This is a genomic window from Lutimonas sp. (assembly GCF_051011215.1).
Taxonomy (GTDB): domain Bacteria; phylum Bacteroidota; class Bacteroidia; order Flavobacteriales; family Flavobacteriaceae; genus Lutimonas.
Window position 1 is genome coordinate 16,003 of record NZ_JBPCUJ010000101.1, and the last position, 23,475, is coordinate 39,477.

At 37.0% G+C, this 23,475-nt stretch carries 21 protein-coding genes; 8 read left to right on the forward strand and 13 right to left on the reverse strand.

The features are described 5' to 3' along the window. Positions 1-306: 306 nt before the first annotated feature. Positions 307-1,500: an ADP-forming succinate--CoA ligase subunit beta gene (gene sucC, locus ACR2MV_RS08925; RefSeq protein ID WP_434021565.1), complete on the reverse strand. Its 1,194-nt coding sequence runs from the start codon at positions 1,498-1,500 to the stop codon at positions 307-309. A gap of 212 nt (positions 1,501-1,712) precedes the next feature. Between sucC and ACR2MV_RS08930 the strand changes: the two genes are divergently transcribed. From ACR2MV_RS08930 to ACR2MV_RS08940, 3 genes are all read left to right on the forward strand, one after another. Further along, a complete protein-coding gene (locus tag ACR2MV_RS08930) occupies positions 1,713-4,136 on the forward strand; it encodes a DUF5916 domain-containing protein (RefSeq protein WP_434021566.1) in 2,424 nt (807 codons plus the stop codon). Between the two features lie 92 nt (positions 4,137-4,228). Beyond that, complete coding sequence (locus tag ACR2MV_RS08935) at positions 4,229-4,882, forward strand: ABC transporter ATP-binding protein (protein ID WP_434021567.1); 654 nt, start codon at positions 4,229-4,231, stop codon at positions 4,880-4,882. A gap of 13 nt (positions 4,883-4,895) precedes the next feature. Continuing rightward, the gene (locus ACR2MV_RS08940; RefSeq protein ID WP_434021568.1) at positions 4,896-5,645 is read left to right on the forward strand and encodes a 5'-methylthioadenosine/adenosylhomocysteine nucleosidase; all 750 of its coding nucleotides are present in this window, start codon (positions 4,896-4,898) and stop codon (positions 5,643-5,645) included. Between the two features lie 29 nt (positions 5,646-5,674). Here ACR2MV_RS08940 and ACR2MV_RS08945 read toward each other — a convergent pair whose 3' ends face one another. The 4 genes from ACR2MV_RS08945 to glyA form a co-directional block, all read right to left on the reverse strand. Then, the gene (locus ACR2MV_RS08945) at positions 5,675-7,570 is read right to left on the reverse strand and encodes a PEP/pyruvate-binding domain-containing protein (protein ID WP_434021569.1); all 1,896 of its coding nucleotides are present in this window, start codon (positions 7,568-7,570) and stop codon (positions 5,675-5,677) included. 37 nt (positions 7,571-7,607) lie between these two features. Then, positions 7,608-8,768, reverse strand: coding sequence for an aspartoacylase (locus ACR2MV_RS08950; RefSeq protein WP_434021570.1), 1,161 nt, complete (start codon positions 8,766-8,768; stop codon positions 7,608-7,610). Positions 8,769-8,771: 3 nt separating this feature from the next. After that, positions 8,772-10,646, reverse strand: a complete 1,875-nt coding sequence (locus tag ACR2MV_RS08955) for a CBS domain-containing protein (protein WP_434021571.1) — start codon at positions 10,644-10,646, stop codon at positions 8,772-8,774. 81 nt (positions 10,647-10,727) lie between these two features. Continuing rightward, positions 10,728-11,999: a serine hydroxymethyltransferase gene (glyA, locus tag ACR2MV_RS08960; protein ID WP_434021572.1), complete on the reverse strand. Its 1,272-nt coding sequence runs from the start codon at positions 11,997-11,999 to the stop codon at positions 10,728-10,730. 141 nt (positions 12,000-12,140) lie between these two features. Between glyA and fahA the strand changes: the two genes are divergently transcribed. Then, positions 12,141-13,430: a fumarylacetoacetase gene (gene fahA, locus ACR2MV_RS08965; protein ID WP_434021573.1), complete on the forward strand. Its 1,290-nt coding sequence runs from the start codon at positions 12,141-12,143 to the stop codon at positions 13,428-13,430. Between the two features lie 5 nt (positions 13,431-13,435). Here the strand turns inward: fahA and ytxJ are convergent, their stop codons facing one another. Genes ytxJ through ACR2MV_RS08980 form a run of 3 tightly spaced genes read right to left on the reverse strand, consistent with a single transcriptional unit; the run spans position 13,436 to position 16,240 of the window. Next, positions 13,436-13,807, reverse strand: coding sequence for a bacillithiol system redox-active protein YtxJ (gene ytxJ, locus ACR2MV_RS08970; RefSeq protein WP_434021574.1), 372 nt, complete (start codon positions 13,805-13,807; stop codon positions 13,436-13,438). Positions 13,808-13,810: 3 nt separating this feature from the next. Then, the gene (locus tag ACR2MV_RS08975; protein WP_434021575.1) at positions 13,811-15,073 is read right to left on the reverse strand and encodes a metallophosphoesterase; all 1,263 of its coding nucleotides are present in this window, start codon (positions 15,071-15,073) and stop codon (positions 13,811-13,813) included. After that, positions 15,074-16,240: a proline dehydrogenase family protein gene (locus tag ACR2MV_RS08980; protein ID WP_434021576.1), complete on the reverse strand. Its 1,167-nt coding sequence runs from the start codon at positions 16,238-16,240 to the stop codon at positions 15,074-15,076. Positions 16,241-16,325: 85 nt separating this feature from the next. Here ACR2MV_RS08980 and aroB point away from each other — a divergent pair, with 85 nt between their 5' ends. Next, entirely contained in the window at positions 16,326-17,393 is a 1,068-nt protein-coding gene (gene aroB / locus ACR2MV_RS08985; RefSeq protein WP_434021577.1) for a 3-dehydroquinate synthase, read from the forward strand. 19 nt (positions 17,394-17,412) lie between these two features. On the opposite strand, the gene bshA is transcribed toward aroB, so the two are convergent. After that, positions 17,413-18,546 carry an N-acetyl-alpha-D-glucosaminyl L-malate synthase BshA gene (gene bshA / locus ACR2MV_RS08990; protein ID WP_434021578.1) on the reverse strand — a complete coding sequence of 378 codons (1,134 nt, stop codon included), beginning with the start codon at positions 18,544-18,546 and terminating at the stop codon, positions 17,413-17,415. A 167-nt stretch (positions 18,547-18,713) separates the two neighbouring features. On the opposite strand from bshA, the gene ACR2MV_RS08995 reads away from it, so the two are divergent. Beyond that, positions 18,714-19,352, forward strand: coding sequence for an NUDIX hydrolase (locus tag ACR2MV_RS08995; protein WP_434021579.1), 639 nt, complete (start codon positions 18,714-18,716; stop codon positions 19,350-19,352). Between the two features lie 32 nt (positions 19,353-19,384). Next, positions 19,385-20,197: a lysophospholipid acyltransferase family protein gene (locus tag ACR2MV_RS09000; protein ID WP_434021580.1), complete on the forward strand. Its 813-nt coding sequence runs from the start codon at positions 19,385-19,387 to the stop codon at positions 20,195-20,197. Positions 20,198-20,232: 35 nt separating this feature from the next. Here ACR2MV_RS09000 and ACR2MV_RS09005 read toward each other — a convergent pair whose 3' ends face one another. Continuing rightward, positions 20,233-20,703 (reverse strand): Dps family protein, encoded by a 471-nt coding sequence (locus ACR2MV_RS09005; protein WP_434021581.1) that lies wholly within the window; start codon positions 20,701-20,703, stop codon positions 20,233-20,235. 102 nt (positions 20,704-20,805) lie between these two features. Here ACR2MV_RS09005 and ACR2MV_RS09010 point away from each other — a divergent pair, with 102 nt between their 5' ends. Next, positions 20,806-21,759, forward strand: a complete 954-nt coding sequence (locus ACR2MV_RS09010) for a LysR family transcriptional regulator (RefSeq protein WP_434021582.1) — start codon at positions 20,806-20,808, stop codon at positions 21,757-21,759. 2 nt (positions 21,760-21,761) lie between these two features. Here ACR2MV_RS09010 and ACR2MV_RS09015 read toward each other — a convergent pair whose 3' ends face one another. The 3 genes from ACR2MV_RS09015 to ACR2MV_RS09025 form a co-directional block, all read right to left on the reverse strand. Continuing rightward, complete coding sequence (locus ACR2MV_RS09015) at positions 21,762-21,959, reverse strand: hypothetical protein (RefSeq protein WP_434021583.1); 198 nt, start codon at positions 21,957-21,959, stop codon at positions 21,762-21,764. Between the two features lie 103 nt (positions 21,960-22,062). Next, positions 22,063-22,335 carry a hypothetical protein gene (locus tag ACR2MV_RS09020; protein ID WP_434021584.1) on the reverse strand — a complete coding sequence of 91 codons (273 nt, stop codon included), beginning with the start codon at positions 22,333-22,335 and terminating at the stop codon, positions 22,063-22,065. A gap of 55 nt (positions 22,336-22,390) precedes the next feature. Beyond that, positions 22,391-23,470: an iron-containing alcohol dehydrogenase family protein gene (locus ACR2MV_RS09025; RefSeq protein ID WP_434021585.1), complete on the reverse strand. Its 1,080-nt coding sequence runs from the start codon at positions 23,468-23,470 to the stop codon at positions 22,391-22,393. Between the last annotated feature and the right edge of the window lie 5 nt (positions 23,471-23,475).

Consider the following 23,475-nt stretch of genomic DNA (forward strand, 5'->3'; position numbering starts at 1 on the left):
AAACAACTGTAATACAGTGGTTTAAACACTATTTATCATTGTGTTTCTTCACACTTCTGAGATCCAACTTTGTTAAAAATCATTAAAAATAAATTTATGCAGTGGTTTCCATTGGGGAAAATGGTTATTCAAAAACTACCTAAAAATGATTGATTTTGAACTCTTCTTCCATTTTTGTGAAGTGTATAAAAGAAGAAAACTGATCAAAATTTAAAAAAAAGCACCTTTTTAAATCCTGAAATGATCATTTTTTCCATAAAAAAAGGCCTGAATTTCTTCAGACCTTTTATATATATGTAAGAAAGTTTAAGAAAGAACTTCCTGAACTTTATCTGCAGCTTCTCTAAATTCAACGACTGATATTACATCTAAACCACTATTATCAATTAATTCTTTCGCTTCAACGGCATTCGTTCCCTGAAGTCTCACAATGATTGGAACTTTGATTGAATCACCCATGTTTTTGTAGGCATCTACAATACCCTGTGCCACTCTGTCGCAACGCACGATACCCCCAAAGATATTCACTAGAATGGCTTTTACTTTAGGATCCCTTAATATGATTCTAAATCCAGTCTCTACCCTTTCGGCATCTGCCGTACCACCTACATCTAAGAAATTAGCAGGTTCTCCACCAGATTGTTTGATCAAATCCATCGTACTCATTGCGAGTCCGGCACCATTCACCATACAACCTACATTTCCATCAAGATCAACATAGTTAAGTCCCACAGCATTGGCTTCCACTTCAATCGGATTTTCTTCTCTTAAATCCCTCAGGTCCTGATAATCTTTATGTCTGTATAATGCATTGTCATCTAATGTTACCTTGGCATCAACAGCCAATACCATATCATCAGAAGTCTTTAATACAGGGTTGATCTCAAATAAAGATGAATCTGATTCAACATAGGCCTTGTATAATGAAAAGACAAATTTCACCATTTCTTTGAAAGCCTTACCCGACAGGCCAAGGTTAAAAGCAATCTTTCTTGCCTGAAAACCTAATAACCCTGTTCCAGGATCTACTTCTTCAGTAAAAATAAGATGTGGCGTTTCTTCTGCCACAGTCTCAATATCCATCCCTCCTTCTGTGGAATACATAATCATATTTTTTCCTGTAGCTCTGTTCAGTAAAACAGACATATAGTATTCTTCCGGTTCGCTATCACCAGGATAATAAACGTCTTCAGCAATCAGAACTTGATTTACTTTTTTTCCTTCTGCAGATGTTTGAGGCGTCTTTAACATCATACCAATAATGTCATTAGAAATACTTTCAACTTCTGCCAAACTCTTTGCCAGTTTAACACCGCCGCCTTTCCCGCGACCACCGGCATGAATCTGGGCCTTGATTACCCACCATCCGGTTCCGGTTTCAGTAGCCAATAACTTAGCGCATTCAACCGCTTTTTTATGATTATCCGCCACCATTCCGCGTTGGATCTTAACTCCGAAACTGTTTAAGATTTCTTTTCCTTGATATTCGTGTAAGTTCATTAATGAGTCGTTTAAATATTGTTGCTTACAAAAGTAAGTATTTAATTGAAATACATAGAAAGCCCTCCCATTTTTTTTTGGGCCAGTCGCAGCTTGATCACCTTCCCAAATATTTTGTGAATCTTAATAGTTTAACAGTTTCTTAAGACAAAAATGAATTATGAGGATATACTTTCGTTGTGAAAAAATCTAATAAATCATTCCCTTTATTCATGAGAAATATTTTTCTCCTCATTTTTGTTGCGAGCTGTTTTCAAACCATAGCTCAGACATCAAAAAAAGAATTACAGGCCATAAGAATTCAGGAAGCACCTGTTATTGATGGTAAACTAAACGACAAGGCCTGGGAAAACACCGTGGTTGCCAAAGACTTTGTTATGTTCCGTCCGGGAGACGGAGATCCGGAGCCCGATACTCAAAAAACGGAGGTCAAAATAGTGTATGATGACCAGGCCATATATATTGGTGCCTATTTATTTGATGCCAATCCGGATAAAATTATGAGGCAACTCTCCGAACGAGACAATTTTGGTACAGCTGATTTTTTTGGGATTGCTATAAGTCCTAATAATGATGGTCAGAATCAATATGAATTTTTCGTAACTGCAGGTGGTACACAAATGGATGCGCAGGTTTCTCCGGCAAACGGAGAGGATTTTAGCTGGAGTGAAGTTTGGTTTAGTCAGGTCAGTTTTGATGATAAAGGATGGTATGTGGAAATGAAAATTCCATATGCAGCGCTCCGATTTGCTGATGGTGAGCATATGATCTGGGGATTAAACATGCACAGAAGGATAGAAAGTACCAGAGAGCAATACGTCTGGAATTATATAGATAAATCTACAGGGTTGTGGACACAATATGATGGAAGGCTCGTTGGTTTAAAAGATATTAAACCTCCAATTCGTTTGAGTTTTTCTCCTTTTACGTCATTTGTCCTGGATAGTTATGACGGCAATACCGATACCAATTTGAATTTTGGAATGGATCTGAAATATGGAATTACAGATAACTTCACCTTATTCGCGACCCTTGTACCCGATTTTTCACAGGCTGGTTTTGATAATGTAGTATTAAACCTGGGGCCATTTGAACAGGTGTTTTCTGAACAACGACAATTTTTTATTGAAGGTGCAGACTTGCTGGAAAAAGGGAACCTATTCTTTTCACGAAGAATTGGTAGTGCTCCCGTTGGCCGTAATGATATTTATGATGACTATACCGATGATGAAATAATCAACAATCCTGATGAAGTAAAAGTTTTGAATGCCGTTAAAGTTACCGGTAGATCTCAAAAAGGACTGGGCATTGCTGTTTTAAATGCTGTTACGGAAGAAACATTTGCCACCGTTCAAGACACCATTACAGGTGAAACCTCAAAAATAAAAACAGAACCTTTGGCGAATTATAATGTCTTTGTCATAGATCAGGAATTTAACAAAAACTCCTCCGTTGGGCTTGTCAATACAAATGTGCTTAGAGAAGGTTCTTTTAGAGATGCCAATGTTACTTCGTTGGTATTCAGGTTAGCCAACAAAGCCAATTCATACCGTATCAGAGGTGATGGGAGCACAAGTACCATTAAAGAAAATGAAATCAATACCACCGGATTTGCTTCAAGAGTTGATTTTGAAAAAACCAACGGGCAGGTACGTTTTTTTCTTCGACATCGTTTTGCGGATGACACATATGATAAAAATGATCTAGGATTCCAACGGAACAATAACTACAACGATTTTATGGGAAATGTATCCTATCAAATATTTGAACCCACCAAGCATTTCAATTTTATGCGTGTCCGTTTCTTCGCAGGTCATTTTAGACGTTTTGATCCCAGTGTCACAACTTCTAATTATATGGAAATTGATTTTTTTGCCACCAATATTAAACAATTGTCATACGGTTTAGAGGTGGGTACCAACATAGGTGAAAGGACAGATTTCTTTGAGCCCAGAACCGAAGGGCGTTTCTGGAAACAGAATGGCTTGTTTTCAACAGAGGGCTATTTCTCTACCGATTTTAGAAAAAAACTGGCCGTTGAAATCGGAGTCGATTATAGAAATAGATATGATTCTGAGGAATACTCTTATGAACTTGGAATCAGTCCCCGCTTTAGAGTCAATGACAAACTAGAATTCGGATATGGTTTTGTACTCGATAGAAGTTTTAACCAACCAGGCTATGTAGATACTTTAGACGATGAGACTATTATTTTTGGGGTACGTCAGAATGATCAAATTGAGAATAGTTTTTCTGGAAAGTACAATTTTAATGATACTTCGTCCATCAGTTTGTCTTTTCGACACTATTGGTCCACGGTGGCATATCAGGATCAATATTATGAACTGGGAGAAGATGGCTATCTGATAGAGCATCCTTATAATGAGAACAACGATCTCAATTTCAACAACTGGAATATGGATCTCAGATATGTATGGCAATTTACAAGAGGAAGTGAATTTGTGGCGCTGTACAGAAATACCATTCAAAATGAAGACGATAGATCTGACCTCTCATTTGGAGAGAATTTATCAGATTTATTAGAACAACCTTATGGTCATTTACTATCTGTGAAGCTCATCTATTATTTGGATTATAATAACCTAAAGCATTGGGTTAAGAAGAAAAATTCATAATTGGAAGTGGATATTTAATCGGGCGTCAGAAGCTTCTAATTACATTGAATACTCGTGAAAAAATTGTATTTTCACCCGCATATTTTAATCATATGATCAAAGCTGAGCGCATTCATAAATCTTATGGAGAATTAGAGGTTCTTAAAGGAGTCGATCTACATATTAAAAAAAGTGAAATAGTAGCCATTGTAGGACCCAGTGGCGCAGGAAAAACAACCTTGCTACAAATATTGGGTACCTTGGACAAACCCTCTGCTTCTACCTCCTTGCACATCAATGATACCGACATTCAAAAATTGAGCGATAAAGCCCTGTCAAAATTCAGGAATAAACATATTGGCTTTATTTTTCAGTTTCATCAGCTATTACCGGAATTTACGGCTATTGAAAATGTATGTATTCCCGGTTTTATTGCGAACAGGCCCAAAAAGGAAGTTGAAAAGGATGCCACTGAAATACTTGATTTCCTGGGGCTTTCAGAAAGAATAAACCACAAACCCAATGAGTTATCAGGTGGAGAGCAACAACGTGTGGCTGTAGCACGGGCATTGATCAACAAACCCGATGTCATTTTTGCAGATGAGCCCAGTGGAAATCTGGACACTGTATCTTCCAGAAACCTACATGAATTATTTTTCACACTTAGAGATCAATTCAAGCAAACTTTTGTGATCGTCACACACAACCAGGAATTAGCAAACATGGCTGATCGTAAGGTAGAAATGAAAGACGGCAACATCATTTAAATTCTTCAAAACCATGTACATCGGTATTATCAGTGCTATGAAGGAAGAGATTCAAGCTGTGCTTGAAATTCTCGACCTTGAAAAGCAGCAGGTAAAAGGAATGAGGACCTATTATATAGGAACGTTAGCAGGGAAAAAAGTGGTGCTGGTCTTTTCTCGTTGGGGCAAAGTGGCCTCCGCAACTACTGCTACGCAACTAATCAATGATTTTGAAATTGATGAGATTCTATTTACCGGGGTGGCGGGAGCCATTCACGACGAAATATCTATTGGAGATATCTTGATTGGAAGGGCCTTGTTTCAACATGATATGAACGCCAGTCCTATGGTCAGAAAATTTGAGGTACCATTATTAAATAAAACCTATTTTGAAACTGATTCAGACAGGAGAGAGAAACTGCTCGTTTCCGGAGAAAAGTTCCTCACAGAGATAGGAACCATTATTTCGGAGGATACCCTTAAGGATTTTAATATCAGCCTACCCAAAATCATCCTGGCTGACATCGCCTCCGGCGATCAATTTATTTCGACTCAGAAACAAAGCGAAACCATACGAAAAGGATTGCCTTCTGTTAGATGTGTTGAAATGGAAGGTGCAGCCGTTGCACAGGTTTGCTTTGAATATAAGATACCATTCTCTATTATTCGAACTATTTCTGACAATGCCAATAGTAATGCTCATGTCGATTTTCCTAGATTTGCGAATGTCGTGGCCAGTAAATATGCCTTGGGAATCCTGAGCAATTATCTTTCAACTGTTTAAATTGCAGCCACAAGCAGTTTGTAGAATTCTTAGTCATTATAGACGCGAACTTGTTTGATATAAAGATCTCTGTCTGGACCATCCAATTTAAATTCAATATCGAGGCCCTGATCAAAATACTGTTCTGTTCCTCTTTGAACACGGACCATAGATCTTTTTATATGTTCGAGTTGATTTGCCAGTTGTTGCACTTCTTTTTGCGTCATGACCATCTGATGATCATTCAGGTTTGAAACACTAATAATATCAATTGTATTGGCTGTAGTATAGACATTATCATCCAAACTGGTATAACAGATAAATTGATCACAAATAACACCGGGATCCGGTTCAACAACACTTTCATCACCTAGTTGAGCGTTCACTACAAAACCGGGATAATTTTTTCTATAAATATTCTTGGTGATGGCGACACCATTTACATGTTCCTCCGGAAATGATCTGTGCACCAAAACTCCCATATAAACCCTCGAATGATCAATATTAAAATACTTCCTTTCCTGAAATGCCTTGTAAGACCACAAACTGGACCAGACTTTTTTAATTGCTTTTTCTATCGATTCAGGACTATCCACCTGACCTGTTTTTGATGCGTAAAGTCCAGCTCCTGAGAACCCCTTGGCATCTTCAGCATTTGTAGACGATCTGAATCGAAACCGTTTGAATTCCGGGTAGCGACTCAATTTGTTCTGTACATCCACCAAAAGCAATGAATCCAGTTCTTGTCGCATGATTTTTTTTCTCATTCGTTTCAATGCAACTTTGATCGAATCGCCTGGTATAGAATCTTTTTCAACATATGCCAATAACGAATCTATACCCAACGGGGCCACATGATTGTAATAATATGAAAATGGAATTACGAAACCCCCTTCCGGAACTTTAAAATCATGCTTCTCGCTCAAGTTTTGGAGAATGGCAAAATTTCCTGCTTTATTACCGGCATATTTATGGGATCTTTTTCCCGCATCTGCCATATCAATTAAGGTATTAGTCTTCAGATCAAAGTATAATTTCACCTTCTTTCGACGTTTCTTTTCTGGTTTAATTTTGGCAAGCTTCTCTATATAAAAAGTGTCATTTTCCACCTGAAGTGCTACAAAACCATCCATCAGCTTTCTCAATTCTGGAATCTCAAAGGCATTCTTATACGCCATAATTGGTATTTTTCTATTTTGTCCCAATATGCTTAAATGGCTCAATGGAGTCTGAAATTCTGTCACAATAATACCTGCAACCTCCGGAAGTATCAATGGGGTTTCATTGATCACTATAATATCAGATGATTGAATTTGTTCTTTTTCCTTTTTCAGATTCTCAATAAATCGCAATCTGCCCTTGTTTTCGTGTTTACTAATCGCCTGATAACTTAAACTTCCATAGATTTCAGCAGCCTCAAGTACTGGAAAATATCCCTGTAATTCATTTTTCTTTTCCGTTAGTCTTGCCGTATTGATTAATACATGAAGCTGTTCATCCAGAAAGGTGCGTTGAACTACCTTTTGATATAAAACAACAATGGACTTCGTGTCCATCATATCCGCCGGAGAAATTTCAAGGGCATATTTATGCAGACTGCTGTAATAATTGATATTGGCAAGTAAGAACTTTCTTTCCGCGGAATTAGAATAATTCAATTCGTTAAAAGCTTTAAAATCATCATTGGCTCCCAGCCTTGCTGCACAGTATTCATGATGGTATTTAAACTGTTTGGCATTGATAAAATACAATTGGTCGTTTTGAATGGAATAAACAATTTTTAGCGCCGAAACCTGACCGTATTTACCTGTTAATGGGGGACCCGAAAAAAGGTCAAAACTGCTCTTGTTTTCTAGCTCAGTTTCTGACTTCTGAGCAAGTGAATTGTTACTTAATAACAAAAAGAAAACAAAAACAAGCTGTTTGAACTGATTCATATTATTCATGGCCATAGAATAAATATAATCAAAAAATAATCAGGTTCTAGAGCTCGGTAATATTTCGGTCTCTTTTGATAAAATGTAATTTATCATCCTTTAAAATCTGCTGCCTGTACCCAAATAAGTGAAAAATTTCTTTTGTTAAAAATCGAGCGATATGTGGATTGACTATCAAGGTGTAGTTATTCTCAGGGTCTTTCGTAACTCCCGGAATCAACCGTAACAAATGATTAATTTTTAACTTTCTGACAGCAATAGATGCTTTCAACCAGAACTTAGAAACCGAACTCAGAATAAAAAATCCATCCTCTCCTAACTTTTGGTACAGAGGCATAAAAATCCTTCCTCCTGAAGGAGCGTAAATATCTCGTCCATTCGAGGTCGCCAACAACTGACTCTTATGAATCATTTCAAAATTCTCAAAACCTTTCTTCATTTCAAAATTTTCATCTTCTCGCAATTGATATCTGTAATTAATTTCAAAAAACTGATACTCACAACAAAGGTTTGACAGTACCTCTTTGAATCTTTCATATCCAATAATATTCGAGGCATCTATACATTTTGAATGCACCAATGCCTTCCAGATAAACGCTTCACAATTAATGACAGAACTGGGATCATTGTGCGCTCCCCCCTCAAATCCAAGAGCCACATGACCAAATTCATTGATAAAAGTCAATAAGGGACCATCCAGGTATTCTTCAATTCCCAATACTACAGGAATGGGAAAGTTTGCAGAAAATTTCCGGTTATTTAAAGAATCACTGATGGTGATAAAAGGAACCGAAGATGCAGATGTTGTATGCATATCCAGAAAATAAAATGGCCCTGGTCGCTTGAGAATCTCTTGAATAATTAAGAAAATTTCCTTTTGTTCTTTAGATTCCTCATAGTCTAATTGGTGTCCATTCTTGAATTTGTTCAAGGCTGATTGATGCCATATTCTATTCAAATCAACATCGTGAAAACGAATGTTTTGTTTTAAGGCATTGATGTTCCCTAAAATCAAATGCAGGTTCCCATTGAATTGAATATTCTCCTTTTGTATTTTTTCTATGACCAAATGCGCCGCATGAACACCAGCCTTTTCATTCCCGTGAATTCCGGCAAAAATAACCACAGTCGGTGAATTTTCCGAACCATAGTACTCCCCAAGAATTCTGTGCTTGTATGTCAGATGCTCTGTTGTGGCTAGATTCATAATTTAAGAAGGAAGTAATTTGTAAAGATCGTTTTTTGTTAGAATTCCAACCAGATCTTCCATTTCAATGATGGGCAAGCATCCAATGCTATTGTCAATCATAATTCTATTTGCTTGTTCTATAGAAGTTTCAGAGTCCACAGTAATAACGTCTTTTACCATAATATCCTTGGCCACTATCACATTTGTATCTTGACCTTTAATGGCTATAATATTTTTTTTAGTAATAAGACCGGTCAATTTATTATTATCGTCAACCACAGGGATATGATGAATATTACGCCATTCCATAATTTTTGTGACCAATTCTACAAGATCATTCTCTTTCACAACAAATACTTCAGTGGTCATGAATTTCTCCAGTTTTGTTAAACTTACATCCAAATCCAAAATATGATTGTCTTTGGCAATCTTCCATTCATGCACTGGTTTACCACCTTTCTGATTCTTATATAAATGAGCGGTTAAGGTTGCATTGGCAATATCCTTGGTCATTTTCTTTTTTAGTATTCTGTTGCTGTGCTTTAACCATTGAGAACCTGTATGCCTGGATTCCGCCCTCTTTTCAATAATCGTCAAATACTCATTAATGTCATCTTCATTGATCTTAGACTTTCGAAGACCATCTCTTGCAATTGGAATCAGTTCTTCAAGAATAAGCCTTCGCGCCGAAACTCCTTTGCCAAACCAATTAAAGTAGGTATTGATACCCGTTCTTGCCGCGTTTATAAAATTTCCTTTGACCTCATTAAAAGGTGTTGAATCGTTTAAGTTCCTGTATTTATCCGGAATTCCCTGCATGATACCTATCCAAAACAAGGCATTGGCCACTTCATCTTTCACCGTCGGGCCGGAAGGAATATATCTGTTTTCAATACGCATATGAGGAACTCCATTATTTTGACCATAACACATTCTGTTCCACCTGTAAATCGTACCGTTATGAATCCCGATGGCTTCTAACTTTGGTATTTCTCCTTTCTTCAGTTTGGCTACAGCATCTTCTTCTAAATCAGTGGTCAACAATGGTGTATATCTTACAATATCATCTTGGTAAAGCTCAATAATAGATTTTTTAATCCAATTAGTCCCAAATGACACACGCGGTTTTTGTTCGCGCATTAAATACGATTTGTTCCTTAAATCAACGCTCTGTTGGAAAAGAGCTATCCGTGTTTCACTCCACAATTCTCTACCCAGCAGCAATGGCGAATTTGCAGCAATTGATAAGACAGGTCCTGCAATCGCCTGAGCCCAATTATATTTATCCACCATTTCATCAATGGGAATCTGTAAATGAACTTGAAAGCTTGTGTTGCACGCTTCAAAAAGAATTGATTTATGATTCAGTATAAGCTCATCAACTCCTTTTATTTTCAGCATAAAATCATCACCCCGAATATCCTTGAGTATCTTATTCAGCACCTTGTAGCGTTGATAAGGCGTGATATTCTTAAAAACCATGTCTCGTTTACGCAGGGTGGGTAAAATCCCGGTCAATATAATTTTGGTATCATCAATAGAATTGGCACTTGAATCTCCATGGGTAATCAGTTTCCTCAGCTCTTGGTCAATTTGGGAAAAGCAATCACCCTTTAATTCAAGAGGATCAAGATTAATTTCTAAATTAAAAAGGGCCAGTTCGGTTGTAAAATGCGGATCGTTTATTTTATCAAGTACCTCAAGCGCATTACAGGAAGGTCTGAAATTTTTATCTACGAGGCATAACTCCTGCTCTGCACCCACGCGTTGGATGCCTTTCTCAAATACATCCTGGGCCAACATCATTTCCAAAGCCTTTACATCATTCAACAAATGATATAAAAAATCTTTGCGTTCTCTTAAACTTTCAATTGCTTTAACTGCCTGCGAGCCCATTCCTTGCACATTTACCTAGTAAAAATATGGTAAATATGCTCAGGATTAAATGATTATTGTCATGTACGATTTAGACGGGCCTTAAGAAAAAAGAGGTTTGTCCTGCATCAGAGTATTTACCTTTTCAGCGACAGCTTCTAAAACAGTTTCATCTTCAAAGTTATTGATCACCTCGTCTATCAGATCCACAATAACGGGCATATCTGCTTCTAAAAGTCCTCTCGTAGTAACAGCTGCAGTACCAATTCGAATTCCTGAAGTGATAAATGGAGATTTATCATCAAAGGGCACCATATTTTTATTTACAGTAATATCAGCTTTTTCCAATGCCTTCTCAGCTTCTTTTCCGGTGATATTCTTATTTCTTAAATCCATCAACATCATGTGATTATCTGTTCCTCCAGAAATAATATGATATTCTTTTGCGACAAAGGCTGCTGCCATTGCAGCTGCATTTTTCTTCACCTGAATCTGGTAGTTTAGAAAATCATCCTCCAAAGCTTCTCCAAAAGCAATGGCTTTCGCTGTAATAATATGCTCTAATGGTCCTCCCTGATTACCTGGAAAAACTGCAGAATTAAGAAGTGTACTCATCATTTTCACCTTTCCTTTTGGTGTCTTTTCACCAAATGGATTCTCAAAATCTTTACCCAACATGATCATTCCGCCTCTTGGCCCTCTTAAGGTTTTGTGCGTTGTAGTTGTAACAATATGACAATGTGGTAGCGGGTCACTTAATATACCTTTGGCTATAAGTCCTGCCGGATGAGAAATATCAGCGAGCAGTATCGCACCAACACTGTCTGCTATTTCTCTAAATCGTTTAAAGTCTATATCTCTTGAATAAGCAGAAGCTCCGGCAATGATCATTTGCGGTTTTACTTCGTTCGCCTTTTCCTGAATTTTATCATAGTCTAAAACACCTGTTTCTTTCTCGACACCGTAAAACGTTGCCTTGTATAACTTTCCTGAAAAATTAACAGGAGAACCGTGCGTTAAATGCCCTCCATGAGACAGGTCAAAACCTAAAATAGTATCACCTGGTTTTAATACTGCATGATAGGCCGCCGTGTTTGCCTGAGAACCAGAATGAGGCTGTACATTAACATATTCAGCGTTAAATAACGTCTTTGCCCTGTCAATCGCAATTTGCTCAATTTGATCGACAACTTCACACCCTCCATAATACCTCTTACCAGGGTATCCTTCAGCATATTTATTGGTCAATATGGAACCTGCAGCTTCCATTACTTGTTCACTAACAAAGTTTTCCGAAGCGATTAATTCCAATCCGTTGGTTTGTCTTTCTCTTTCCTCAGATATCAGGTCAAAAATTATTTGATCTCGGCTCATGAATACAGTTTTATTTATAAAGTTAAAATTCGTCACAAAAGTAATAAATTCATCCTTCATATATGGAGAAACTTCTATATTTGAAACGAATTAATTGTATTCTTAAATTCTCGATAGTTTTTTATTAAATTCTCAAAAATCATGAAAATAACTGCTAACAATCCAAATAGAAAATCCTGGCTACAGGTTGACAGGGATTCAGACTTCCCTATTCAAAATATTCCCTTTGGTGTTTTTTTAACCAAAGAAGATGTTGTTACTATTGGAACCAGAATCGGAGATTACGCCATCGATCTTGCTGCGCTGCAGCAATTGGGGTATTTTGAAGGTATTCCTCTGACAGATGATATCTTTATGCAGGACTCCTTAAATGATTTTATTACTGATGGTCAGACGACCTGGCGTTTGGTTAGAAACAGAATAGCCGCTATTTTTGATCTTGAAAATAAAAAACTAAAAGAGCATAAAAAACACAGAAACATTGCCATTTTCAAAATAGACGAGATTGAGATGTTACTGCCCGTAGAAATTGGTGATTACACTGATTTCTATTCCAGTAAAGATCATGCTACCAATGTTGGTACCATGTTCAGAGATCCTGAAAATGCCTTACTGCCTAATTGGCTGCATATTCCTGTTGGCTATCACGGAAGAGCATCTTCCATCGTCGTATCAGGAACCAAGGTTCGCAGACCTTTAGGGCAAACAATGCCTCAAGGTGCTACCCAACCTGTGTTTGGTCCTTCCAAATTATTAGATTTTGAAGTGGAGATGGGTTTTATAACCGCTGAGGCAAATGAACTGGGTAAAGCAATTGATATCAGCGAAGCCAAAGATCATATTTTTGGGATGGTCTTGTTAAATGACTGGAGTGCCAGAGATATTCAAAAATGGGAGTATGTGCCATTGGGTCCTTTTCTTGCTAAGAATTTTGCCTCCACCATATCTCCCTGGATTGTTACACTTGATGCTTTAGAACCTTTTAAAGCAGCTGGACCGGAACAGGATCCACAGCCTCTTCCCTATTTAATTGAACATGGCGAACAAAGCTATGATATTCAAATAGAGACATCAATCAAACCAAGAAAAAAGAAAGAGACACTGGTGAGCACGACCAATTTCAAAAATTTATATTGGAGTATTTCTCAGCAATTAGCACATCAAAGTGTGAACGGATGTAATGTAAGGTCTGGCGACCTTTACGGCAGTGGTACTATTTCTGGAAAAGAAAAATCCAGCTATGGTTCGATGTTGGAATTGACCTGGAAAGGGACTGAGCCAATAAAAATGTCGGATGGCACCGAGAGAAAATTCATTCAGGATGGCGACACCGTGATTATGAGGGCTCATTGTAAAAATGATGCCATTAGAATTGGTTTTGGAGAATGCATTGGACGCATCAAAAAAGCCAGAAAATATCCAAAAGAATAAGTGACTTATCCAAGTTTCGGAAGAATATCAAGCAAGCCATAATGAGAATCATGGGCTACCACTTTCTCATGCTTAATAACTATTAATTGAGGAGATTCATGGCGAATCTCGAGATGATCTGCCAGCCAGTTAGAAAGCTCCCGATGCGCTTGTATATGCACCTGATAATACCGACCATCAATCTGGGCAATCTGCTTTTCGAACCGGTTTAATACGACGGAACTAATACCACAACGACTACTGTGCTTAAAAATAAATACAGGACCTTCCTTGGACATCTCTAAAATCTGAGGCCATTGATCTGCATTTTCAAAGGCCATCTTCATGCCACTTTTACCACTTTCATTTCCTTTACTCGACTTAAAGAATTCAAACATCTTCTATACTTTTTTACTTAATTCAATAACCGTTATTTCCGGCCAAATTCCTACCCTTCCTGGAAATCCTAAAAAACCAAATCCTCGATTTACGTAGAGTAATTGCTTTTTTCTCTCATAAAGGCCCGCCCATTGCGGGTAAATATATTTAATAGGACTCCATTTAAAACCTGGAATTTCTACTCCAAATTGCATGCCATGCGTATGACCTGATAAGGTGAGATCAAAATGAGCCGGGTGATCTATTACTTTCTTATCCCAGTGCGTAGGATCATGACTCATCAATATTTTAAAGTTTTCTGACCCGTTGCCGGCAAGTGCTATATCCAGATCACCGCGTTGTGGAAAAGGCGGATTACCCCAATTTTCTACCCCATAAATCCCTATGGTTTCACCTTCTTTTGAGATAATGGAATTCTCATTGTTCAGCAATGTAAAGCCCATCTCTTTCTGATAGTCATAAAGCAGTTCCATATTCGCTTGCTTGGCCTCTTCAGAATCCCATTTTTTATAATCACCATAGTCATGATTTCCCAAAACAGAATATACCCCATGTTCGGCCCGTAAATTTTTGAAATCTTTTATAAAAGGAACAACTTCCCGCGAATCATTATTCACCAAATCTCCTGTAAATAAAATAACATCTGCCTGCTGCCGGTTAATCATTTCGATACCATCCTTAATCGCCTGCTGATTATCAAAACTTCCCGAATGAATGTCAGATATTTGCAAGATTTTGAATCCTTCAAAAGCCTTTGGCAAGTTTTCAAAATGCAGTGTGAGTCGGTTTACCTTAAAATTATACTTCCCTTTGGTAATTCCATAAAGCATGGATGCGAAGGGAATTCCGGCAACAACCAGACCAGCTGTCCTGATAAAGCCTCTCCTACCCGGTCTGTTCAACTTCTCTTTATCTGCACCAACCAAACTCCTGAGTCCTCTTACCAGCACGGTAAAAAACCTCAGTATATCTTCAAAAAGGAAAAAAGCTGTCAATAAGATCTTAAAGGCAAAAAAAGAAAAGAAATAACCAATGAATAAATTTGGTAACAGCGATACGTTTAAGGGTTTTGAGTTGAAATAAAAGTATAAATAATAAAAGCCCACATACGACAAAATCACTGAGACTATATAGGCTGCGTTCAAAAAGATCTTATACTTACTTTTCTGAATCCCTTTTCTCAATGCCAGATAGACATAGAGGTCCAATACAGCTAAAACAATAATGGTCCAAATCAGACTAATTGAAATATTTCTTGTCGACATTTATACTTTCCTTCGCTTCTTTTCTATTCTAATAAGATCTAACTCTCTGTTGGTTTGCCCGGCTACTGAAGTATTCTCTTCAGCCCTTCTGATCAAATAAGGCATCACATCTTTTACCGGCCCAAATGGCAGGTATTTTGCAACATTAAAACCTTGATCCGCTAAATTATATGATATATTATCACTCATACCATACAACTGTCCGAACCACAGCCTGTTGTCCTCTCTACCATAGGCTGAACTGTCAATTAAGTCCATCAACATATAGGAACTTTCCTCATTATGCGTACCACAAAATATGGCCATATCATTTAAATTATCAAACATATAATTCAATACGGCATTGAAATTCGCATCAGTCTCGCTTTTTGTGGCACATATCGGATCCGGATAATTTTTGTGTTCAGCACGTTCTCTCTCCTTCTCCATATAAGCTCCTCGTACAAGTTTCATTCCAATTTTGAAACCCTTTTCTTTGGCGCGGGCGTGCAGGCCTTTTAGATACGCCAACCTGTCGTGTCTATACAATTGTAAGGTGCTAAAAATAATCACCTTTTCTTTATTATACTTCTCCATTAATGATTCCATAATATCATCAGCAGCATCTTGCATCCAGCTTTCCTCAGCATCTACCAAAAGGCACTCATCTTTTTCATAACAGGCCTTTGCCACTAATTCAAACCTGTTCACCACTCTTTCCCATTCCTTTTGTTCATCGTCAGTAAGAACCTTATTGGAGCTTCTTTTTTTATACAAATCAAATCTGCCAAACCCACTGGGTTTAAACACAGCAAATGGCATGGCATCTCTTTCATCTACAAAGTTGATCAGGGACAAGGTCTTTTCCAAAACAGCATCAAACTGGGCTTCTTCTTCTTTGCCTTCCACCGAATAGTCAAGGACAGAATGCACTTTTTTGCCATACATCCTTTCGATGATAGGCATGCAATCCTTTTCATTGACACCCCCACAAAAATGATCGAACACGGTGGATCGAATCAAACCTTCAACAGGAAGGGATGATTTCAGTGCAAACTTAGTAACCGCAGTTCCAATTTTCACCAAGGGTTCACTTTTGATCAATTTGAATAAAAAATAAGCTCTTTCTAATTCTGAATCCGATTTTAAACTAAAAGCTACTTCCGTATCATTAAAAAGTTTTTTCATGCTAATTTGTTTTTTACAAAGATACCGACTGTCATTTATTTTTTTCAAATATTTGACCGTTATTTGCAGGATAAAATTCATTTTAATGAAGTCAATATTATCTACGAATTATTATGTTCATTTTGAACAAAGTGCTTATGATCAACTGGATCAATATCTGGCGAATAATTTTCATTCTAATATCTTCCTTCTCGTAGATACAAACACGCATAAACATTGTCTTCCGCTGTTTTTAGAGAAGTCAAAATTGGAAGGAAAGGTTGCACTTGTCGAAGTGCCTGCAGGCGAAGCTCATAAAAATATTGATACCTGTAGTTTATTGTGGAATAAACTCTCTGATCTGGGAGCTGACAGAAAATCTTTAATGATCAATCTTGGTGGTGGTGTTATCACCGATATGGGTGGTTTTGTCGCTTCTACATTTAAAAGAGGTATCAAATTTATAAATATCCCAACCACCTTATTAAGCATGGTAGATGCTTCGGTTGGTGGTAAAACTGGCGTAGATTTAGGAGTTCTTAAAAATCAGATAGGACTGTTTTCAAATCCTGAAATGGTACTGATTGATATGGATTTTTTAGCTACGGTTTCAGAGAGAGAAATGCGATCAGGTCTGGCTGAAATTATCAAATACGGCTTTACCTTTGACAAAGAACTATGGCAAATCATAAAGGTCTTTGAAGGAATAAAAATGGATGTTATCAAAAAGCTGGTGCATCGGTCAGTTGAAATAAAGAATGACGTAGTTCTAAAAGATCTTTTAGAGAATAGCTTGAGAAAATCATTGAATTTTGGTCATACAATAGGCCATGCCATCGAATCCTACTTTCTTGAATCTGACGACAAAGAAAGTTTAACCCACGGAGAGGCTATTGCTGTTGGAATGGTTATTGAACTATACTATTCATCTGTAAAATTTAACTTTCCAATGGAGTTAACAAATGAACTCAAAACATTTGTTGATGATTTTTATGGGAAGGTCAATATTGAAACATCAGATATTGCTGAAATTATTGACTTGATGAAGTATGACAAAAAAAATGTCAGTGGCAAGGTGAATTTCGTCTTACTTGATACCTTAGAACATTGTCAGTTAGATATACAATTAAGCCCTGAAATGATCAAAGACGGTCTGAACTTCTACAGGAAATAAGACCAAAAGTTGAAAAATACTAGAAACCGTTTTTTATCACTCTTTCGTACATCTGTTCATATTTAGGCAAAATACTTTCAATAGAAAATTGATGCGCACTGTCAAAGGCCTGCTTTTTAAACTGCTCCAGTCTCGAGGCATCGCTCAATAAATAAATGGCATTTTTTGCCATATCATCAACATCTCCAACCTCACTCAAAAAACCGGTAACCCCGTTAAAATTAACCTCAGACAATCCTCCTGTATTACTTGAAATGACAGGGGTGTGAGCCGCCATAGCCTCCAAAGCAGCCAATCCAAAACTCTCCGTTTCCGAGGGTAATAAAAACAAATCGGTAAGACATAAAATTTTTCTTATTTCATCGCTCTTTCCAAGAAACAGGATCTTATCCTTCACACCCAATTCTTTGGCCAGTAAATCTGCCTTTTCCTTGTCAGGACCATCTCCCACCAAAATAAGTTTAGATGGAATCTCCTTTTGAACACGATGGAAAATACGAATCACATCCAATACTCTCTTTACCGGGCGTAAATTACTCACATGGGCTAATATTTTTTCATCCGGATTTGCCAGGGTATCTCTCATACATTCCTCATTACTCCATTTAGCCTGTTTTTCAAAATCTATAAAATTATAGATGACCTCAATATTTTTACGAATATTAAATAAGCGCAAGGTATCCTCCTTTAAACTATTTGAAACGGTGGTTACGGCATCTGAATGATTGATACTAAACTCTACCGCTGGTTTGTATACCGGGTGACTTCCAACCAGGGTTATATCGGTACCATGAAGCGTCGTAACAATGGGAATATCTATGCCTATATCTTTTAACATCTGTTTGGCCATATAAGCCGCATAGGCATGCGGAATCGCATAATGCACATGCAGCACATCCAGGTGGTACTTTTCTACAGATTCAACAAGTTTGCTTGACAAAGCAAGATTATATGGTTGATAATGAAATAAGGGATAGCTTTCAACAAAAACCTCATGAAAATGAAGGTTATGACTCAGGAAATTCAACTTTACAGGCTGGTGAGAGGTTATAAAATGAACCTGATGTCCTTTCTGAGCCAATGAGATTCCTAATTCTGTTGCCACAACACCACTTCCACCATAGGTGGGATAACAAACAATTCCTATATTCATATATTCATTTTCTAGTTCTAACAGACGTCAGATTTTTATACTCTTACGAAATTCAACAAATTTATCGCTAAAAACCAACGCTTTTTAGCTCACTAAGATCATCATTCAACCGTTAAAGTTGTTTCAAGAATAGTTGTAAATTCGTATTTGTAAAAATATGCTTTTAAATGGAATTTGACTATTTTTTATCAGTGATTTCTAAGATTGAAAACGAGCAATTGGGTGGTTTTACGTCGCATGCAAAAATGATACCGAAAGAAAGAAAAATTTTTAAGGAAATAGAATTGCAAGCAGCCAATCCGAGAAAAGCAGCCGTTTTAGCCTTGTTCTATCCAGACGAGCAAAACCTGACCAAGTTCCTGCTCATTCTCAGAGCTTCCTATGATGGCACTCATTCGTCGCAAATTTCATTTCCAGGTGGCAAGTTCGAAAGAGACGACGGGCGCCTTGAGATCACTGCCCTGAGAGAAACATCAGAAGAAGTAGGTATTCATGAAAATGAAGTGTTTATTAAAAGACAGATGACTGATACTTATATTCCGCCAAGTAATTTTCTTGTCAGCCCCTTTATTGGATATGCGATGAACAAGCCTGTTTTTGAAACCAATCATGAAGTGGAGGATGTGTTAGAAGTTAAATTAACCGACCTGCTAAGTGAAAAATCGGTAGGATCTAAAAAACTTTCCACCAGCTATATGGAAAACATTGATGTGCCCTGCTTTCATCTGAACAAAAAAGTAGTTTGGGGAGCCACAGCCATGATGTTGAGTGAAATTAAAGACCTAATCAAAGCAAATCTTCATTAATTTTTTTAAGTTTGCTGAGCAAATAATATAGAATGGCGTTATTTAAGAAGGATGTGTTTGGAAATAGTCTGTTCCTGAAAAAATCATTGATTCGGGTTATGGGCTTGTTTTCTCATCGTAGATATAGGGGATTCAATGAGTTACACATTGAAGGCTCCGAAATTATCAGGGATCTTCCTGACAATAATGTCCTTTTTGTAGCCAATCACCAGACCTATTTTGCTGATGTAGCTGCTATGTTACATGTTTTTAATGCTGCTCTTAGCGGCCGGGTGGATAATATTAAAGATGTTGGCTACCTGTGGCAACCTAAATTGAATATTTATTTTGTGGCAGCCAAGGAGACTATGAGGGCAGGTTTATTACCTAAAATAATGGCCTATGGCGGATCTATTTCAATCGAACGAACATGGAGAGAAAAAGGGAAAGATGTCAATAAAAAAGTAAAACTGTCTGATGTGTCGAATATCACAACTGCCTTAAAAGATGGTTGGGTTATTACTTTCCCCCAAGGAACTACCACCCCTTTTAAACCGATAAGGCGCGGTACGGCTCATATTATACGACAAAACAAGCCCATTGTAATACCAATCGTGATCGATGGCTTTAGGCGTTCGTTTGATAAGAAAGGATTATTAATTAAAAAAAGAGGTATTTTGCAATCTATGGTTATTAAAAAACCGATGGATATAGATTATGAAAATGACTCTGTAGAAAAAATTGTTGAAAAATTACAATTTGCGATTGAGCAGCATCCATCTTTTTTAAAAGTAAATAAGATTGAAGACTATCATAAAAGTGAAAAGGAACTCAATAAGAAAAGAGAGTTCTGGGATATGTACTAAAAAAAACCTCCGACAAAAGACGGAGGTTTTTTTATTTACGATAACCATGCTTTTAACATCCAGACCGTTTTTTCCTGTTCCGATATAAAATCACTCATCATAGAATTGGTACCTTCATCATCTGCTTCATCCGATTGCTGTAACAAAGCTCTTTCGATTCCTATCAATGTAGTCAATGAGGTAACGATCAGCTCAACGGCCTCCCTGTCTTTACTAATGTTTTTTCCAACAGGCACTTTTGCCAGTTTCATATAATCCTCAAAAGTGTGTAATGGACTACCCTCTAATGTAAGGATACGCTCCGCTATCATGTCTATTTTTTCCTGAGAATCTGTATATAATTCTTCAAATTTCACATGTAATTCAAAAAAAGATTGCCCCTTGATATTCCAGTGCAAGCCTCTCAAATTTTGATAATACACCTGAAAATTTGCCAACAAATCGTTTAAATTGGTTGTTAAATCTTTTACTTTTTCCTTGTCTAATCCTAAAATTGTTGCGCTCATAACGTAATGGTTTTATTTGAATACAAATTTCGCAAAAAAATGACTATTCAAATCATCAATTTCATTGATAGTTTATATATATTTATCAAAAAAATTGATACAATGACAATTACCCAACTGAAATACGTTCTAGCTGTTGCTGAATTTAAAAATTTCACCCTGGCCGCTGAGCATAGTTTTGTGACCCAGCCTACACTATCCATGCAGATTCAAAAACTGGAGGACGAATTAGATGTTACCATATTTAACAGAAAAAAGAAACCGATTGAATTGACAACCATTGGTGAAAAAATTATTCAACAAGCAAAATTAATTGTTGACGAAAGTGTTCGGATCAATGACATCGTGGATCAGCAAAAGGGTTTTATTGGTGGTGAGTTTAAACTGGGAATTATTCCGACCATCATGCCTACCTTGCTTCCTATTTTCTTAAAGAGTTTTCTCAAAAAGTATCCAAAGGTTAAATTGATCATTGAAGAATTAACGACAGAGGAGATTATAAAAAAATTGACTGATGGATATCTGGATGTAGGGATTGCGGCGACTCCTCTCGAAAACGAAGCCATTAAAGAAAGGCCCATTTATTACGAACCTTTTGTAGGGTTTGTATCAGATGATCATCGGTTGTTCGATCAGCCAAATATTTCAGAAGAAGATTTAGACATTGATGATGTACTGCTTCTTGAAGATGGACACTGTTTCAAAAACAGTGTGATTAATATTTGCAAAAACAAGAATTTAAATGATCATCATCAATTTCAACTGGAAAGTGGAAATATTGGCACCCTGATCAAATTAAGTAAAGAAGGCTTGGGCATGACGCTTATCCCCTATCTTCATACATTGGAATTACCTGAAACAGATAAAAAGTTTCTCAAAGAGTTTTCAAATTCTGTACCAGCACGTGAGGTAAGTATCATATACCATAAGTCACAACTGAAAATGCAGCTTATTGAAGCTTTAAAATCCAGTATCGATGGTGTAATCAGAGGTGCGATAAGTTTTCACGATGTGAAAATCATCAGCCCTTTACAAAAGAAATCAGTAGAAATTTAGAATTATTTTTGGATCAATGCCAAACTAGGATACAGTTCTGGTCTGTCTACAGTAAATTGTAACAGCCATAGCCTCAATTCTTCAATTTCAAATGGTAATAACCTTTTCACAGCTTTTTCTAATTCCTTGCTAAACAATTCTACATCAAAACTTACTTTTTTTAAGACTGTTTTGCTATAGTCTAATATTGCTCTTGCCATAAATTATCGTTTTATAAATAAACAACGCATTCTTAGGAACACTTATTACAAATTAAGTAAAAATTTTTATTAAAATGAAATTTTTTTAATAAAATTCTATCTATCAAGCATTTAACTTTGAGATTTTAGCTGATAATGCCGCCGATTTATCTGTTAATGTCGCTTTTATTCCTTTTAAATGTCCTTTCACATCTTCCACATCTCTTTGATGCAATTTAGCAATCAATTCATCAAAAGTTACGATCGCTTCATCTATAATTTTTTCTGCTTTTTGAGACACCTTATCATCAGCCTCTAACTGACAAGCATAACAATCCTCGATGATCTCAGATAACACATCATTTATTTCTTTTTTGAACTTTCTAATACTAGCCATAATTCTTTTTTTTTATAAATATAGAGTAAATAAATTCATAATTCAAACAAATGAATTACATCAATTCGTACATCGATCTGAGTTTCTCTCTTGTAATGGTTTTCTGCCAATCGGAACCAAGAGCATTTTCCCAAAGTGGCACCAAACTTAGAGCCACATCTATCATAGTGTCGAATTGTTCATCAGATAGATCTTTACACAATCCTTTAGGAATATCTATTCCATGCTTTTCCACCATTTGCTTGAACTCTTTTACACCTTCAGGATAGAATTCTTCCAATTGATCAAAAACGATACAATTTCCTATACCGTGCTTTGTACCCAACAAGTAAGATAAACCATAACTCATTGCATGCGCCACACCCACCTGAGAATAAGCAATACTCATGCCACCGTGCCATGAGGCCATCATAAGTTTGTCCTGAGAATCTTCATCAATACTATCTTTTTCTAAATAAACTTCCCTGCATAGGTCGAGTGACTTTTCTCCATAACTCTGGCTAAAAGCATTTAGGTAAGTACCCGTTAGTGATTCAATACAATGGATGTAGCAATCCATACCGGTATAAAACCATTGATTCGTTGGAATACCATCCAACAGAGATGGATCCAACACCACCTGATCAAAAGGTGTATAATCTGAATTCATTCCTAGTTTTCTTTCAGGGCCAGTAAGTACAGTTGTTCTTGACACTTCTGCACCAGTTCCCGAAATTGTAGGAATACCAACATGGTAAACACCTTGCTCTTTCACAAGATCCCAGCCTTGATAGTCCGCTGAAGAACCGGGGTTGGTCAACATTAAGGCTACCGCTTTGGCATAATCCAATAACGTACCTCCACCAATACCGATAATACCGGAAGGAACTGTCTCAAACTCCTTGTTAATATCATCTCTTATGCCATCCACATAAATCGTCTTTGGCTCTTCCTCTGCACTTATGTAGATAATCTTGTCCTTTCCTTGTAAAGGAATTCTTGACACCAAACTACTCTTTCCTTTAAAAACATCATCTACCAAAAAAATAAATGGCGCTCCGTTTTTCCTTACTGGTTCTAAAATTTCAGCAAGTTGATTAAAGCTACCTCTTCCAAAAACGACTCTTGGAACCATCGGAAAGTTTCTAAAACTCATATTGT